The 16,489-nt window shown below is 42.7% G+C and carries 19 protein-coding genes and 1 pseudogene; 14 read left to right on the top strand and 6 right to left on the bottom strand.

Annotation, left to right across the window (positions count from 1 at the left end; all coding sequences use genetic code 11):
- The first annotated feature begins 6 nt into the window (after positions 1 to 6).
- From kynB to AF333_RS37570, 3 genes and pseudogenes are all read left to right on the top strand, one after another.
- Positions 7 to 633, top strand: coding sequence for an arylformamidase (gene kynB, locus AF333_RS19140; protein ID WP_043063362.1), 627 nt, complete (start codon positions 7 to 9; stop codon positions 631 to 633).
- Positions 611 to 1,363: a tryptophan 2,3-dioxygenase family protein gene (locus tag AF333_RS19135; RefSeq protein ID WP_255322292.1), complete on the top strand. Its 753-nt coding sequence runs from the start codon at positions 611 to 613 to the stop codon at positions 1,361 to 1,363. The genes kynB and AF333_RS19135 overlap by 23 nt, the downstream gene beginning before the upstream one ends.
- A gap of 124 nt (positions 1,364 to 1,487) precedes the next feature.
- Positions 1,488 to 1,595, top strand: a pseudogene (locus tag AF333_RS37570) (galactitol-1-phosphate 5-dehydrogenase); the annotation flags it as partial.
- Position 1,596: 1 nt separating this feature from the next.
- On the opposite strand, the gene AF333_RS35795 reads toward AF333_RS37570, so the two are convergent.
- The gene (locus AF333_RS35795; RefSeq protein ID WP_235496649.1) at positions 1,597 to 1,776 is read right to left on the bottom strand and encodes a hypothetical protein; all 180 of its coding nucleotides are present in this window, start codon (positions 1,774 to 1,776) and stop codon (positions 1,597 to 1,599) included.
- Positions 1,777 to 1,992: 216 nt separating this feature from the next.
- Between AF333_RS35795 and AF333_RS19125 the strand changes: the two genes are divergently transcribed.
- The 4 genes from AF333_RS19125 (at position 1,993) to bioF (ending at position 5,104) form a co-directional block, all read left to right on the top strand.
- Entirely contained in the window at positions 1,993 to 2,193 is a 201-nt protein-coding gene (locus tag AF333_RS19125) for a cold-shock protein (protein ID WP_043063359.1), read from the top strand.
- Positions 2,194 to 2,483: 290 nt separating this feature from the next.
- The gene (locus tag AF333_RS19120; RefSeq protein ID WP_043063358.1) at positions 2,484 to 2,957 is read left to right on the top strand and encodes a hypothetical protein; all 474 of its coding nucleotides are present in this window, start codon (positions 2,484 to 2,486) and stop codon (positions 2,955 to 2,957) included.
- Between the two features lie 233 nt (positions 2,958 to 3,190).
- Positions 3,191 to 3,949: a 6-carboxyhexanoate--CoA ligase gene (gene bioW / locus AF333_RS19115; protein WP_043063357.1), complete on the top strand. Its 759-nt coding sequence runs from the start codon at positions 3,191 to 3,193 to the stop codon at positions 3,947 to 3,949.
- A gap of 12 nt (positions 3,950 to 3,961) precedes the next feature.
- Positions 3,962 to 5,104 (top strand): 8-amino-7-oxononanoate synthase, encoded by a 1,143-nt coding sequence (gene bioF / locus AF333_RS19110; protein WP_043063356.1) that lies wholly within the window; start codon positions 3,962 to 3,964, stop codon positions 5,102 to 5,104.
- 5 nt (positions 5,105 to 5,109) lie between these two features.
- Here the strand turns inward: bioF and AF333_RS35790 are convergent, their stop codons facing one another.
- Positions 5,110 to 5,364, bottom strand: a complete 255-nt coding sequence (locus AF333_RS35790; protein WP_235496646.1) for a hypothetical protein — start codon at positions 5,362 to 5,364, stop codon at positions 5,110 to 5,112.
- Between the two features lie 36 nt (positions 5,365 to 5,400).
- Here AF333_RS35790 and AF333_RS19105 point away from each other — a divergent pair, with 36 nt between their 5' ends.
- The 3 genes from AF333_RS19105 to AF333_RS19095 all read left to right on the top strand — a co-directional run bounded on the left by AF333_RS19105 (position 5,401) and on the right by AF333_RS19095 (position 7,634).
- A complete protein-coding gene (locus AF333_RS19105; protein ID WP_043063355.1) occupies positions 5,401 to 5,850 on the top strand; it encodes an SACOL1771 family peroxiredoxin in 450 nt (149 codons plus the stop codon).
- A gap of 222 nt (positions 5,851 to 6,072) precedes the next feature.
- Positions 6,073 to 6,849 carry an acetoin reductase gene (locus tag AF333_RS19100; RefSeq protein ID WP_043063354.1) on the top strand — a complete coding sequence of 259 codons (777 nt, stop codon included), beginning with the start codon at positions 6,073 to 6,075 and terminating at the stop codon, positions 6,847 to 6,849.
- 128 nt (positions 6,850 to 6,977) lie between these two features.
- Complete coding sequence (locus AF333_RS19095; RefSeq protein WP_043063353.1) at positions 6,978 to 7,634, top strand: potassium channel family protein; 657 nt, start codon at positions 6,978 to 6,980, stop codon at positions 7,632 to 7,634.
- A gap of 67 nt (positions 7,635 to 7,701) precedes the next feature.
- Here the strand turns inward: AF333_RS19095 and AF333_RS19090 are convergent, their stop codons facing one another.
- The gene (locus AF333_RS19090; RefSeq protein WP_043063352.1) at positions 7,702 to 8,895 is read right to left on the bottom strand and encodes a NupC/NupG family nucleoside CNT transporter; all 1,194 of its coding nucleotides are present in this window, start codon (positions 8,893 to 8,895) and stop codon (positions 7,702 to 7,704) included.
- A gap of 218 nt (positions 8,896 to 9,113) precedes the next feature.
- Here AF333_RS19090 and AF333_RS19085 point away from each other — a divergent pair, with 218 nt between their 5' ends.
- Entirely contained in the window at positions 9,114 to 9,509 is a 396-nt protein-coding gene (locus tag AF333_RS19085; RefSeq protein WP_052811667.1) for a FixH family protein, read from the top strand.
- Positions 9,510 to 9,926: 417 nt separating this feature from the next.
- Here AF333_RS19085 and AF333_RS19080 read toward each other — a convergent pair whose 3' ends face one another.
- Entirely contained in the window at positions 9,927 to 11,417 is a 1,491-nt protein-coding gene (locus tag AF333_RS19080) for an amino acid permease (RefSeq protein WP_043063351.1), read from the bottom strand.
- Positions 11,418 to 12,006: 589 nt separating this feature from the next.
- Here AF333_RS19080 and AF333_RS35785 point away from each other — a divergent pair.
- Positions 12,007 to 12,231 carry a hypothetical protein gene (locus AF333_RS35785; RefSeq protein WP_139189024.1) on the top strand — a complete coding sequence of 75 codons (225 nt, stop codon included), beginning with the start codon at positions 12,007 to 12,009 and terminating at the stop codon, positions 12,229 to 12,231.
- A 111-nt stretch (positions 12,232 to 12,342) separates the two neighbouring features.
- Complete coding sequence (locus AF333_RS35780) at positions 12,343 to 12,489, top strand: hypothetical protein (RefSeq protein ID WP_235496640.1); 147 nt, start codon at positions 12,343 to 12,345, stop codon at positions 12,487 to 12,489.
- A gap of 51 nt (positions 12,490 to 12,540) precedes the next feature.
- Here AF333_RS35780 and AF333_RS19075 read toward each other — a convergent pair whose 3' ends face one another.
- Both AF333_RS19075 and pdxR read right to left on the bottom strand, forming a co-directional pair.
- A complete protein-coding gene (locus AF333_RS19075; RefSeq protein WP_235496629.1) occupies positions 12,541 to 13,179 on the bottom strand; it encodes a hypothetical protein in 639 nt (212 codons plus the stop codon).
- Between the two features lie 134 nt (positions 13,180 to 13,313).
- Positions 13,314 to 14,756, bottom strand: coding sequence for a MocR-like pyridoxine biosynthesis transcription factor PdxR (pdxR, locus tag AF333_RS19070; protein ID WP_043063349.1), 1,443 nt, complete (start codon positions 14,754 to 14,756; stop codon positions 13,314 to 13,316).
- An 823-nt stretch (positions 14,757 to 15,579) separates the two neighbouring features.
- Here pdxR and qoxA point away from each other — a divergent pair.
- Complete coding sequence (gene qoxA, locus AF333_RS19060; RefSeq protein ID WP_043063347.1) at positions 15,580 to 16,479, top strand: cytochrome aa3 quinol oxidase subunit II; 900 nt, start codon at positions 15,580 to 15,582, stop codon at positions 16,477 to 16,479.
- Positions 16,480 to 16,489 lie beyond the last annotated feature (10 nt).

Below are 16,489 nucleotides of genomic sequence, written 5' to 3'. Positions count from 1 at the left end.
AGGAGAATGCTTGTGACCCTGATCGACATTTCGCGTCGATTAGAGACCGGTACGCCGACTTGGCCTGGTTATACGCCTTTTTCTTATGAGGTATGTTGGACAAAAGAACAAAGTGGCTCAGTCAATGTGGGAAGGCTCACGATGAGTACTCACACGGGTACCCATATAGATGCTCCGTTTCATTTTGACAACGAAGGCCGTAAGGTTCTGGAGCTGGATTTGAACTTGTATGTCGGGTTAACACGAGTCATTGATGTATCAGGCAAAGAGAGCGTCGGTGCAGCAGATTTGGCTGAGTTTGAGCTGGAAGGTTTGCAGCGCTTGCTTCTGCGCACGAGTTCGTGGACTGCTGCTCATTGGTTTCCGACGAAGATTACTTACTTACGACCTGATGCGGCTCCCTTTCTTGCAGGAAAAGGAGTCAGGTTAATTGGTGTCGACGTTCCGTCAGTAGATCCATTAGAGAGCAAAGAATTAGCGGCACATCATGCGCTTCAATCCTATGATATTCATATTCTTGAAGGGGTTTTACTCGATCATGTCATACCGGGGGATTACGAATTGATTGCACTTCCCCTCCCGATAATGGAAGCCGACGGAAGTCCGGTTCGTGCAGTACTACGATCGTTGTGATAAAGAGGAGAAAAACGAGAGGGGGGAAGTTGACATGGAGAAACCGATGACAGACTATGAAAAGTATATTAGGACCAAGGAATTGTTGGGACTACAAAAATCAAACGATCAGTTGGCATGTGAAGATGAACTCACCTTCCAAATGATTCATCAAATTGCTGAACTTCATTTTAAGCTCATCATTCATTATCTGCATATCGGAAAAAAGTGCATGATAGCCGACGACATAACTGCTGCGACAAGTCAACTTAGACGGATCAACCTTCATTTAAAGCATTTACCTGAGATATTTGTCATGGTAACGGTAATTAATCCGATCGATTATCATACGATACGTCTAGCGTTGGGAAGAGGAAGCGGACAGGATTCTCCCGGTTTTAACAAAATAATAGAAGAAGGCCCTACGCTTTGGGGACCGTTTGAGCTTCTTCTGAAGAAAAGACAGCTTACTTTACTGCAACTTCATCAGAAGCCTCAAGAGCACTATGCTTTGTTTCTTTTGATGCAAGAGCTTATCCAATTCGATGAGAGTTTCCAGAATTTTCGCTACCATCATCTGCAACTTGTAAAGCGTATAATCGGGCTGGAGACAAACAGTTTGAAAGGAGTGCCAGCCCAGGCTTTACAGAAGGGAGTTCGACACGAGTTTTACCCTGCACTCTGGAAGGTAATTAGTGAGTTAACTGATTGGACGGGAAGTAGCAATAATCCACAGTCCTTATCTGATTAATGCACAAGAACGTCATAGTCAATGCAAGATGTTTATGCGGCTCAGAAAAAGCCCTGATGAAAGTTTAGTATGTAGAGAAGAGTCCCTGTCATAATCGACAGGGCTTTTTAGTTGGCGAAAGCCTCCACTTGCAATGGGCCACGAGTTTTGTGGAAGAACCGTGGAATTCGGAGAAGAGGTTAGGTACCTTACGGCAGGAAGTAAGGCAATCATCAACTCGTTAATTATATAAATTACACTTGATATTTTGACAGGGTAGCGTGGTTGGAAGGAGGCGATTCAGAAAAAGAAGAGGGTGGATGCGCCCTGCGCTTCAGCAGAAGAAAAGCTAGTATGTCTTTTTCCAACCGCTCCCACCCACCGCCCTTCCTTCTTTTCTTCCCTCTCACCACAAGAATTTGTCGATGTATCAAATCAGATGCATATAGCAATGGATGAAAATATATTTGCAATTGATAAACACGTGTGCTATGATGAGGACATAATAAATTGAGTGCAGCAAGAACATATAATTCGCGTGTTATCAGGGATTATATTTTCAACACTACAATCCGTGATAATATGCGAATTTTTTATTTTATACAGTAAAGAAACCCGCATATTAGAGTAATTTTTTTGGAGGTCTATACATGACTACAGGTACAGTAAAATGGTTTAATTCAGAAAAAGGTTTCGGCTTTATCCAAGTTGAAGGCGGCGACGATGTATTCGTTCATTTCAGTGCCATCACAGGTGAAGGCTTCAAAACATTGGAAGAAGGACAGCGCGTACAGTTTGACATCACTGAAGGCAACCGCGGACCGCAAGCTGCAAATGTTGTAAAACTGTAAGCCTGTTTATTATATACGTATACAGGGAACCAAAAGTCAGAGGCATCATAATGCTTCTGACTTTTTTTATTCTTACCTCCGTGTATAAAAGCATGTACATACATTCAAACGGTTCTTCCCTATTGTGATTTCTGAGTGATAAGCGGCGTGGATGATCGTAATATGACTTTTTTGGTAAACATAATTCTATTGTAATTTGATGTTATTCTTTAAACCTTTTATACTAAAAAGGACGGTACAGGCAAACTCGTGGTCTGGCGAAATTCAGAAGAAAACGCGAGAGGAACCATATGGATCTATTCAAAAAACTATTTGGACAAAAAGATAAGGCATTCGATGAAGAACGGGCACTGGAACAAGAAGCTGTCAATGGAGATCGTCTTAGCTATCAGCGAGTGTATCGCGTGCTGGCAAATGCCTATAGGTACAACATCGAAGGTGTGCGCTCCGCCGGATCAGAGGACGGATTATTTGCAGAAGAGGAATACGAATACGAGGCAGGAGAGCTTTTGCTGTATGTTAGATATGAACCATCACGATATGCGGAGAAAAAATCTATTATCCACGTGCGAATTATCGCAAGAGAAATGGGTGGGGCCTATGTGGTGTGCGATGATATGGTTGAAGAACCTATGGCTCTTGCAGCAAATAATTTTGTGCAATGGAAACAGAACGGCAAGTGGTGTGAACAAACAGATGACCTCATACGTCAGCTAGGCCAGGCAACGTATGAGGCGTACAGAGCAAAAATTCCCCAAAGCTAATTAAGACAGCCCCCTTGAATTTTCTAAGGGGGCTTTTTTGTGGAGAAAAAGGATTGACCCAAGTTTACATTCCATGATTAAATACAAAATAAATGTAAACTTTAATTTAAATTTAGTTAACATTTTGGAACGAGGAAATAAGATAAAACAAGAGAGATAACGACCATTGCGTTACTAGCCGGTCTTATCGCTTGACAAAAATCATGTAAAGAGCAAGGAAGGAGCAAGTCATTATGTCAACCGAACGTCTTTATAGCTTGCGTATGCGTGCTGCACAGGGTGGTGCGCATGAAGAAGGAGGACTTCACATTTCCGGCGGCGAAAAGCTCGGAGTAGAAGAAGAAATAGAGACACTGGTTGGTCGTTTGCTCGATAAGGCGCTGCATCATAGCCGCGGCACGGCCGATTTCATCAATCTCGTCATTGAGAGAGTGGATGCGTCGAATTGTTCGGTACTGTCTCCTCTTACCGTTTCTACATATAAGGTGAGCGATTATAGAGCAGGTAGACAGAAGGCTGTTACTCAGTTGCGGGAATTATCTGTATCGGAAACCGCAATTATGAATGCATTTAATATACTCAGTTCCGCGCAGAACATAAGAGGAGCAATCCTACTGGACAGCCAAAGTGGTGAGCGACTGGATACGCGCGGTGATAGAGGTGTTCGGGTCTCTCGCATGGATTGGGACCAAGAACAATATGCGAGCTGGATACGTCGACATCCGCAGTTCGATTCTCCGCGAATTGCAGAAGCGTTAGCGTTGGCTACGAAAGTTGTCCATGCCCAAGGAACAGTAGCAGAGTTATGCTGGTCAGACGATCCTGACTATGTTACCGGCTATGTCGCAAGCATGACAAAAGGATATTGTCGTATTACACATCTAAAGGAAGAGGGAGATTTATCCGGTGGGCGAGTCTTTTTCGTTAGCCCGGGAACCTCGATCTCTGGTTATGTTGAATATCTGGAGCGTAGTCTGGTCTGGATTGGATAAGGAGGACAAGAGATGGATGAGTTTGAAGCCTCCCTTTGCTTAGCGCTTGAAACGAAAAAAGAAAAAGGGTTGCTGCGCCACATGCGAACTGTGGAGGAGAATAATGAAATCAACATATTTTCTTCTAATAATTATCTCGGACTGGCACGGGATGAGCGGGTAAGACAGGCGGCCATTCAAGCTATCGAAGCGTACGGCACAGGCAGCGGGGGCTCCCGCCTGACAACAGGAAATCTATCCTTGCATGAACGGCTAGAAAGTGTTCTCGCTGCATGGAAAGGAAAAGAAGATGCTATTCTTTTCAGTAGTGGTTATCTGGCAAATCTAGGAACGATTTCCGCCTTGATGATGTCAGGGGATACAATTTTTAGCGATGAACTCAATCATGCTAGTATCATTGACGGCTGCCGTATGAGTAGAGCCCGTACGGTTATTTACCGCCATGCTGATATGCGGGATCTGGAATTGAAGCTGTGCAACGCGGCTCCTGAAGGCAAAAAGCTAATCGTCACCGATGGAGTGTTCAGTATGGACGGCAATATTGCGCCGCTACCAGAGATTACTCAGCTAGCAAGCGTATATGGAGCGTGGGTTATGGTCGATGATGCGCATGCGACCGGCATACTTGGCGAGACAGGAGCAGGTACAGCTGAGTATTTCGGCGTAAGCGATGGTGTGCATCTAGCCATGGGAACACTCAGCAAATCCATTGGAACGGAAGGGGGTTACGTAGCGGCATCAGCGAACGTTATCCAGTATTTGCGAAACTACGCACGGCCATTTATCTTCCAAACATCGCTGTCACCCGGCGTCATCGGCGCGGCTCTTAAGGCAGTCGAAATCATTCAGACAGAACCTGTATATCGGCAACGTGTGATGGCTAATGCGGAATATATGCGTACAGGATTGCGTAAACTCGGCTATAGGCTCATTGAGGGCACTACACCAATTCTTGCGGTTGTTATCGGAGAAGCGAAACGGGCAGTTGAAGTATCTCGGTGCTTGGAAGGACATGGTGTGTTTGCACCGGCGATTCGTCCTCCGACCGTACCAGAAGGCACAAGCCGTATTCGGGTTACGTTGTCTGCTGTTCATACGCGTGATGAGATGGATCGGGCTCTGGCCGCTTTTGCTGCTGCCAGTAATGAAATATAAGCATTTTAGATTTTAAGAAGGGATTCTGACAGATATGTGGAATGTAACATTCTAGTAAACGAAACCTTAGGTGCTATTCTATATAAATTACACTTGATAGTTTGACAGGGTAGCGTGGTTGGAGGTGGGAGAGTGAGAGAAAGAAGAAGGTGGATGCGCCCTGCGCTCCAGCAGAAGAAAGGCCAACGTGTCTTTTTCCAACCGCTCCCGCCCTTCCTTCTTTTCTTACCTCTTACCACAAGAATTTGTCTATGTATCAAATCAGATGTATATACATAAAGAGAGGAAGAAAGAAGATGGCTGAACATCACTTTCATTTAACTGCACAGTGGAAGGGAGGACTTTTTGGCGAGGGACAGATTTCTGTCGGAAATCTTGTATCTACCGTTTCGGTCCCCCCGGAAATGAACGGTCCTGGTATAGGCACAAATCCAGATGAGATGCTGGTAGGGGCGGCGGCGACGTGCTATTTGATAACGCTGGCCGCTGTATTGGAGAACCGGGGCATTATTCCGGTAGATATTACACTGGAATCCGAAGGAGTCGTGACGGTCGAAGGAAATAAACCGTGTTTCGATAAAATCATTCATCGTCCGGCTATTGTGTTAGAGAATGACGCGACGGAAGAGCAATTGCACACAGTAGCCGTTCTCGCTGAACGCGCCGAAAAAGCGTGCATGATCTCCAAAGCCATTCATGGCAATGTAAAGGTTACGGTCGAAGCCAATGTGATGGTAAAGGTATAAGGCGTATATAGAGGGACGATAGGGAAAGCCGCACCTGATTTCAGGGGCGGCTTTTGTTGAGTAACAAAGGGTGAGACACTGAGACGAAATGGGAGCAGTATCCCATTTCGTCTCAGTTTGTCTCACTTATTCCGTGCTTTTCCCTTCATTTATGTATATTTTCTTTGGTATGGTTTTTGCGAATTTATAGTACATGAAACCAGAACAAGGAGGAGATATAGAATGAATAATGAAGCAAGAATTGCCGCCGTTACCGGGGCGGGCCGGGGAATAGGAAGAGCTATTGCTCTGCGTCTGGCCCGTGACGGGTTTGATGTCGTCATCAATGATCTGGATATAGAGAATGCACGTAAAGTGGCCGATGAGATCAAAGTGCTGGGCAAGAGAAGTTTTCCGATTCAGGCAGACGTAAGTAAAAGAGACGAAGTGTTTGCTATGGTGAACGAAGTGGTAGAACAATTCGGCCAGCTTGATGTAATGATTGCAAATGCGGGAATCGCACAAGTAAAACCGCTGCTGGAAGTAGCAGAACAAGATCTTGAAAGAATTTTTCGTATAAATGTTTTTGGTGTTCTGTATTGTTTGCAGGCTGCTGCCGAACAGATGAAGAAGCAGAAAAGAGGTAAGATTATTAATGCGGCCAGCATTGCCGCTCATAAAGGCTTTAGTCTTCTTGGCGCCTATTCAGCTACCAAATTTGCCGTCGTCGGTCTCACGCAGTCGGCGGCTCAGGAGCTGGCGCAGTTCGGTATTACCGTTAATTCATACTGTCCTGGGATTGTAGGAACGGAAATGTGGGATTTGATTGATGAAAAAATGGGTGAGTATATGAATATGCAAAGAGGAGAAGCGCTTAAAAAATATGCGGAGTCCATTACGCTTGGCCGTGTGGAAAAGCCGGAAGATGTGGCTAGCTTCGTATCTTATCTTGCATCTGCTGATTCAGATTATATGACGGGTCAGTCTGTGCTTATCGATGGAGGCATTATTTTTTCATAGCATTCACTTGCTTTTCGGGCAGCCGAATGATCTCGGCTGCTTTTTTTATGAATAAGACTTGCTCTTTATAGAAAGTATTGAAAGTAAACAGAAGTATCAACAAGAAGCTACTGAAGGGGTTTAATAAGATGGAAAACAAGTCTTTTGCGGTAATCGGGCTGGGGCGTTTCGGTTCCAGCCTGGCCGAGCAGCTTTATTCTTTAGGCTATGATGTTATGGCGATCGATGAGAATACGGAGCGTGTGCAAGATAGCATCGAGATCGTCACCCATGCCGTGCAGGCGGATTCAACCGATGAGCAGGCGCTAAAGGAGATTGGTATTCGAAATTTTGATGTTGTCGTTGTAGCTATCGGTGCCGATATTCAGGCTAGCATTCTGACCACGTTAATTCTCAAGGAAATGGGCGTGAAGCGGATCGTGGTAAAAGCGCAAAACGAGCGGCATGGACAGGTGTTGTACAAGGTTGGGGCTGATCGGGTAGTGTTTCCCGAACGTGATATGGGTCTTCGTGTAGCGCATAATTTAATATCGCCCAATGTGCTCGATTTCATTGAACTGGCAGAAGACTATAGCGTTGCTGAGGTAGCGATCTCTGAAAAGATGCATAACAAAAGCCTGATTGAATTGGATGTGCGGGCTAGGTACGGCGTGAACGTGGTAGCTATTAAAAGCGGCCGTAGCTTTAATATTGCACCTGACCCATCAGATGTAATTAAAGAAGGGGATATCCTGATCGTCATCGGTCAAAACAACGATTTGAAGCACTTCGAAGAAGAGATGTAATCGATTTTCTACTGTTTTATATGAAAACTCCTCGCATTTACCCAAAGATACGAGGAGTTTTTCGTCTTTATAAGAATAGCCCGATAATTGTTCCTGACAGAATGGATGCCAGAGTGGAACCATACAGCAGCTTCATACCGAATGTAGCCACTTCATCGCCTTTCTCCTCATGTAATGCCCGCACAGCTCCGGTGATAATGCCAACGGAGCTAAAATTGGCGAAGCTAACCAGAAAGACGGAAACGATACCTACCGTTCTTTCGGATAGCTGTCCAGCGATGTCTTTGAAGCTGAGCATGGCGACGAATTCATTCGTTACAAGCTTTGTTGCCATGATGCTACCGGCTCGTACTGCTTCGTTTGCCGGTACGCCCATCAAGAATGCGATCGGGGCAAAAATATAGCCCAATACATCCTGGAAAGAGATATGGAAAACGAGCGTAAATATATAATTAATTAAATTGATTAGCGCAATAAAGCCGATAAGCATCGCAGCTACAATAATGGCGATTTTTAACCCGTCCATAATGCTTTCGCTAATCATCTGGAAGAAGGTTAGTTTCTTTTCCTTTTCTTCCGCAGCTTCAATTAATTGTACATTGTCTTCATCCTCGGTACGGTACGGATTGATAATGTTGGCGATAATCAAGGCCGATAAGATGTTGAGTACAATGGCCACCACTACATAACGCGGTTCCAGCATCGTCATATAGGCACCGACAATAGCAATGCTGACCGCGCTCATCGCTGATGTACATAATGTGTACAAGCGTCTCTTAGAGATAAAATTTAATTCCCGTTTAGCTGTTAGAAACACCTCTGATTGTCCTAATATGGCGGAAGAGACAGCTATATAATTCTCGAGTCGTCCCATACCATTGATTTTGCTAATAACAAGACCGACATACTTGATAATCAGTGGTAAAATTTTTAGATGGTTCAAGATGCCGATAAGCACGGAGATAAAAATGATCGGTAGTAACACATCAAGGAAAAAGTTTGAGATTCCTTCGTTTTCAAGACCACCAAATACGAAATCAACACCTTGAATACCGATCTCTACTAGCTTGGCGAACAATTTGGCAACATAGCTGACTAAGACCACACCCGCTCTAGTGTTCAACAATAAGAAGGCCAGTACAATTTGGGTTAGCAGCATGGCAACGATAGGTCGTACACGGATTCCTTTACGGTTGTAGCTTGCGAGATATCCTAATATGAACACCAACAGCAAACCGGTTAAGAAAAAAAGAATGTTCACTTGCTGTCCCCTCCACGGTGTATAATAAGTAAAGTAAGAAAGTTTTTCCTCCTCCCATATAATATAGGTTGGCTTACTTGTTTATTTTTACCATAGAACGGTTAATGAAAACAGGGCTTTTTAAAATTAGCAGCAGAATTGCTCCGTTCGTCTGAAAAATAGAAGAAACGATTAGGCCGGTAGAGGGAGATGAAGATAGCGTGGAAAGGAGAAGAGACATGCAGAGAAAAAAAAGAAGATATGTCTTTCTCGTAGCCTTTTTGCTGATGTTTGTTGGCGCGTGCGCCGTACAGAGTGACAAAGCATCCGATGTGATGCCGCTGGAAATCGAGCTGACAATAGAGCCGGAAGCGGTACATATAGGCGAAAAAGCGACAATCGAAGCTATAGTCATGCAGGGAACAAAAAAAGTGGATGCAAGCGAAGCCATATTCGAAATCAGCAAACATAACGAGAAAAATCATGAAGAAGTGATAGCCAATCCAAAGGGAAATGGTGTATATGCGATTGAGAAGGCATTTTCTAAAGAAGGTACCTACACAGTTAAAGCGAAAATAACGGCTGAGAATTTGACAGCCGTATCCAGTCAAAGCATCCATGTGAAAGAGAAATAATGAAAAAAACAGATGCTCATAAAACGAAAAAACTTTTGATACATAACTGTAATGTTATGCTGGTATGCTTACAGCATAGGAAATGACACCATTCTTACGTAAACACCTACTTTCAGTAATAGAAAGGAGGGGCTGCCTTCTTTATTCATGAATATTCCCTACACTTTACAGAAAAAAACTCCTGACAAGATATGTTCTTATCAGGAGTTTTTTCATAGAGACAAAGAACATGGAGGAGGGAAACCGTGCACAACAAGACGGATGACATCGCCGAACTGTTTTCATTATTCGGAAGTGTAATCGCGGGGTATGTGTGCGCCTGCGGTTTGATCTGGCTCGTGTTCATGTAGCTGTATTATCGTAGATGAAAGAAGCAGGATAAAGGCAAAAGCCTATCCTGCTTCTTTTTGCTGTGCGTTATGGTCCATTTTCCTGGCTAAAATCACAAGCTTCCAAAGGGATTACCTTTGTCTTGTTGATGAATTTATAGCTTATCCAAAGGAGTAAAAACAGGGGCAGACCGATATAAGAGACGAGGACGCCGTTCCAATCGATAGTCTCTCCGAGAAACGCATTATAATTTTGTCCGAGTATGATGATTATACATAAAGCGAACGCAAAAATCGGTCCGAAAGGGAACAATTTTGCTTTGTACGGTAAATCGCGTACGTCGAATCCCTGAGCTACATAGGCTTTACGAAAACGGTAATGACAAATGGCGATTCCTACCCAGGCAATGAATCCGGACATGCCGCTGGCGTTAAGCAGCCATATGTACACTACGCCGTCGCCGAATAGCGAGCTTAAGAAAGCGAGCATCCCTACAAGAGAGGTAACATATAGCGCGTTAGCCGGAATGCCGCGTTTGTTGACCTTCGAGAGGAATTTTGGTGCTTTTCCTTCTTCCGCCAATACCCATAGCATCCGAGCACAGGCATACATGCCGGAGTTTCCCGCAGAAAGCACGGATGTCAGGATGACAGTATTCATGACCGCTGCGGCAAATGCAAAGCCTGCTTTTTCGAAAACAAGAGTGAAAGGGCTTACAGCAATGTTTTCGATATCAGCGCTAACCAAACGATCATCTGTGTATGGAATAAGCAGACCAATTACAATAATAGAAAGAATGTAGAAAAGAAGAATACGCCAGAAAACCTGACGAATTGCTTTCGGCACGGTTTTTCTCGGATTTTCGCTTTCTCCGGCCGCAATTCCGACCAGCTCTGTTCCCTGAAATGAAAAGCCGGCGATCATGAATACACCCAGAATGGCCATAAAGCCGCCGTGAAAAGGTGCGTCACCTATCGTGAAATTTTTGAATCCGACCGCTTCACCGCCCATAATCCCGACAATCATTGCAAGTCCTAGGACAATAAAGACGATAATCGAAATTACTTTAATAAGAGCAAACCAATATTCGCCTTCCCCATACCCTTTAACGGATAGAAAGTTCAGCCCGAACATAATGCCCAGGAATAGTACGCTCCATAATAAGGAGGGACTATTCGGAAACCAAAATTTCATAATGAGAGCCCCAGCCGAGATTTCTACTGCAATCGTGACCGCCCAGTTGTACCAATAATTCCATCCGAGCGCAAAGCCAAGGGCTGGATCGACAAAGCGGGTTGCGTATGTACTGAATGAACCGGATACAGGAAGAAGTGTAGCCATCTCTCCCAGACTGGTCATTAGAAAATAGACCATAATACTGATAGCCAGATATGCCACTAGTGCGCCACCTGGACCGGCGGAGTTAATAGTAGCACCGCTTGCAAGAAAAAGTCCGGTTCCAATAGAACCGCCAATGGCAATCATGGTCATGTGCCGTGCCTTTAAACCACGGTGTAGGTGATGTGACTCGGTTACAGGAGCAGCCGTGTCTTCAGTTTGTAATGGAAGTTGACTCATGTAACACCTCGTTTAATGTAGTCGTTTCGCAACAATAAGCGAACGCGAAAAAGTAAAAGCATATAAATCTATTGCTTTATCAACCACCTTTATTAAGAAATAATAGAATTAACGAAATTTTATCGCAAATCATACGCCAATTTTTACTGAGAGGTTTCAACTTCATTTTAAAAAAGATAAATATATATATATAGTTAATAAATGTAAATTATTTAGGTGTAAATACCTAAAAAATTGTATGATTTTGTTTTTTGATAGAGTCTTATAGCTTAAGAGAAGAGGTTTGAGTATGGGGAATTACAATTTTATCCTGCAAAAAAACTGTAAAAAAGCAAAAAAAGTGGCGGAAAAATGCTGTTTTTTTTGCGATTGCGACCTATATAAATTACACTTGATAGATAGAGGAAGAAAATGTAGATTTAACTATCTATATCCAATAATTTTATATATGTAAAAAGCAGTTCTTCGATAATTTTAGAAGAACTGCTTTATTTTTTTTCGCTTACAGCATCAAGAAATTAGGCTTTAGCTACTTCATAATATATATAGTACCACACCTGTTGATTATCCATAAGGTGGAGGAAAGAAGATGCACGCGTCGGCGTGTTCCCTCGTCTTTTTCTCGCAAGGAGGAAGCACGGCCGCTTTGCGTGGCCAAGGCCGGACCGTCAAAACATCTAGGTTTTTCGAAGCGGGAGACAGTTGCCGGTCGATTTCGTCCTTGGCGTCACACGCTCCACACAAGAAAAACAAAGGGGACGCACGCCGTACGCGTCATTCTTTTCTATCCATCTATGGATACCAAGAGTGTTGATTATTTAGAGAGGAGGAGACCACCGCAACGGGACACAAACAAGGCCTTTCGTCTCCCTTCCCGAGCGATTGCCTGGCCAGACGAAAAAGGACAGCAACTGTCTCCCTCTTCGTGTCTGCCCAGATGTTTTGCGGTCCCGCCTGGCCAGGGCAAAAAGCGGCCCGCTACGCTTCCGTGCGGGAGACGAACCGACGCCCGTTTGGGACACGGTGTGGTGGCTATCCACTCTGGATCGTACTGGATAATCAACACCCTTGATATAGTACAAAACTGTCCAGTCTATTATAGGAAAGATGAGTTTTTTAAGGTTCAGATTTCAAAGCTCATTACCTTTCGTAAATTTTTCTGAAGAACGATAACATCTTCAAGAAAGGAAACACAATCCACTTCCCAGAAATCAGGGTATTTTCTCTTTTGAAATCGGATGTAGTTTTCTACAAATTTATAATTGTTTCGTTGCATAGTGTCCATAAAGTTGATGTGCATTTTATATTCCTTGAGCAGTTTTTGAATTTCATCATTTTTACTTTCCTTTATCTTTTTTCTTTCAATAACTCGACCGATAGTGAGATGAAATCCGTTAAGTGGTTTTCTTGACAAACCCAATTCATTTCGCAACTGTGACATATGAGGACAGCGAACATCTAACCACCAATGTTCATTGGTTCCTCTTGGAATTGGATGATATTCAAATGTAAAGGTTTTTCCGTCGTATTTCCCCCATAAATGTTTATAAGCGTCGGGTGGTTCTTCACTACGAATGACGCTTATATGAGATCCAAAGCGAGGAATTTTGGTTATAATTCCTGCTTCTTTTTCCAACCAGTAGGAATAATATTCGATGATATCCAATGGACATTCAAGATTTAACCACCATTTGTTTTTTATTCTTCCTGCCACAGGGTCATAAACGAGCGTTCCTTGTGATGAAAAGTACACCATAGTCACCTCTTTTGAAAAAAAGTATTCAATTGTACATAAGCTATCTGTTTCTGCATATTTGAATTGTCCAAACATTCTTGGCACAGGCCCATGGGCATGGGGGATAACCGGCTTTTAGGCCAACCCTTGCTCATTAGATATCATTTGATTTTTTTGAAACTATGTAAGGAATCTGAAAAGCGAGAAATGGCTTCATAAATATGCTCTTCCTTAATTCGGCCGAATGTAAATCGAACATATCCTTTCTGGGTCCCGAAAACACTTCCAGGTACGTAAACAACGCCTCTTTTGATCGCCTCTTTTAATAATTGTTGTTCGTTAATGTCTGCCTTCACTTTACACCAGATATGAATGCCACCCTCAGGTATTAGAAACTCTACCTGGTCATCAAGTTGGTCATATAACGAGAAAACGATTTTGTCTCTATTAAATGCAAGTGAGTCACGAAGCTTGTGCAAATGTGCTGAGAAATCCTCGGACGATAAAAACTGGTTTGCGATCCATTCAGGAATAATGCTATGTCCGAAATCGATTTGTTGTTTTGCATCCGCCAAGCGTTCAATTACAGCTTTGGGGCCAAAAATCCATCCGATTCGTAAGCCAGAAGCGACGATTTTGCTTAGAGAACTGACATAGAGAACGGTTCCATTTTGATCCATAGATTTTAGCGTTGAAACTTGAGGTTTATCAAATGCAGTTACACTATACGGATCATCTTCAACAATCGGAATCCCATAGTAAGAGGAAATTTCCAGGACCCTTTTTCTACGTTCCAAATCGAGTACCGATCCATTAGGATTTTGAAAATTGGGGTTAAGAAATACCATTTTTATGCGATGCTGCTTATGAAATTGTACGATATCATCTGGATTAATCCCATGATCATCAACAGGTAACAAGAAGGGTCTTAGTCCAGCTGATTTAAATAAGCGCAATGAATAGCAATATGAGGGGTCCTCAATCGCCACTGCATCCCCTGGTTGAAGTAAGCACTGGACAATCAGGTATAGAGCTTGTTGTGCTCCAGAAGTGATCAATATAGATGAAGGGGATGCATGGATATCTCTAAATTCTTTTAGGTGCAAGGCAATCGTTTCGCGCAGCTTCAAGTTGCCTTGAGGATGATCATAGCCTACATGGTAGTCGAAACTCTCATTGGACATGATTTTACGAAAATATTGGGAAGCAGATAAATCGGGTGAAAGTTCTCCGCTTGCTAAATCGATGAGATCAAGCTCGAATGCTTCTTTTCGTATGGTGCGCATCATTGTGGTGTTCGGTAGGAATGACCCTGTTTCGATCAGTTTCTCCCAGTTTGGAATCCGTTTACGAGATGTACCCCATATGTTTCTGCTTACGATTGTCCCCTTCCCTTTCAAGCTTTCTACAATACCGGAAGCACGTAATTCCTCATAGGCTGCTACGACTGTTGAACGGTTTACAACTAATTCTTTTGAAAGCAAGCGTTCAGAAGGGAGCGTTGTTCCTGCGGGATATTCTCCATTAGAGATTCGCTGTTCAAGATACTGAGCAATCTGCTTGTAGATGGGTATTTGACTTTCGCGATTAGGCTTCCAATTCATCAAAGAAGTACACTTCCTTACGTTCATGTTTCATGTTAATAAAGTTGTTTAACTCACAATAAAGCCGTTTTATTTCGGATTCGCACCAAATCTTAACACATATTGTAAACAAAATGAAACAACTTTATTTTTCTTTGCAAGAACATTGTTAATCGACCTTATTGTCACTACACACCTCGCCCTGAATATGGGGTGGATGGTCATAATTTTATAGAACTGGAGGGTTTATTTTACCTTATAAGACCTATAATTTATTTTCAGGAAATACCCTTAACGCTACTAAATCATATTATGACCTGTAGTTGCAATGTTAAAAAGGTTAACGAAAGGAGATAAGATTTTGAACGATGATGTCTACCAATCCCAGGGGAAAATTCGCTATTGTAGAGCAGCGATGGGGCTTGAGCTCGGATGGAGAAACGAATCCTTAGGAGAATGACGAAAGGGGCATACGGCTGTACAAGTCATCAACAATATGCTGAAGCAAAAACCAACTATAGAAAGTATAAAAATCGGATAAATGTTACATTTTATCCATTTTGGGAGTTAATTATGTTGTCTTCCTTATATGCAGTACGGTTTATTCCTTGTGACCAATTTTTGTCGTTATTGTTTCAAAACGTTGAACATGGATGGGTGAAATGATACCAGACTGGATGGCGACATTTTTTAGATAGTTCACTAGGATAGGTTTGTGTACGGTTGGTTTTCTTTCAGACTTATCGCCTCAACGGATTTGTTTACTATCGCACGACACACTGTTAGGAGATAAAGAAATGAAAAAGGCAAAAAGACTATAGTGAATTAAGAAAGGGGTACCTCTATGAAAATAAAATGGGCTTTATTAGGAGCGATTTTCACTATTATCACTGTTCTAACCGGTTGCGAGCCGTTAATGGCTCTGGATCCTAAAGGGCCTCAAGCGCAAACACAAGCCAATGACATTATGTTATCTATTTGGATCATGTCGTTTATTGTTATTGTGGTATTTGCGATTTTAGTATTTATGTTAATAAAATATCGCGCCTCTAAACAAAGTAAAGATTATGCCCCTCCACACATTGAAGGAAGTGCGGTTGTTGAAGCGATCTGTGTTGGGATTCCAGTTTTAATCGTAATTCTCCTTTCCTTTGTTTCTGTTCAAAGCAACTATAAAGTTGAGGCAACACCTAAAGGATACGAAGATAAAAAACCATTAATTGTTTACGCTTCAACTTCTAACTGGAAGTGGCATTTTAGTTATCCTGAAGAGGATATTGAAACAGTTAATTACCTGTATATACCAACAGACAGAGCGCTTGAATTTAAACTTTATTCATACGGACCAATCACAAGTTTCTGGATTCCGCAACTTGGAGGACAAAAATATGCGATGTCTGACATGATTACCACATTACACTTGGTAGCTGATGTTCCAGGTGAATATATGGGGCGAAATGCAAACTTCAGCGGTAAAGGATTCGCTGAAAATACGTTCAACGTCAAGGCAATGCCTGAAGTTGAGTTTGATCAATGGGTAAAAGAAGTTAAAAAAACTGCTAAGCCTCTTACTGAAGAAAAATTCGATGAATTGTTAGAACCAGGTCACCTTGGACAATTAACGTTTACAGGAACGCATTTAGAATTTTTGCCACCTCCAGAAGGTGAAGGTGGCGGACATAATCATGGTTCAAGTGATTCTCACGAAGGTTCAAAAGAAGAATCTGAACACAATCAGCATTAATATTTTCCAA

The organism is Aneurinibacillus migulanus (assembly GCF_001274715.1).
GTDB classification, from domain to species: domain Bacteria; phylum Bacillota; class Bacilli; order Aneurinibacillales; family Aneurinibacillaceae; genus Aneurinibacillus; species Aneurinibacillus migulanus.
Note: the sequence above shows the minus strand (reverse complement) of the source record. Positions and strands in the feature narration are given on the sequence as shown.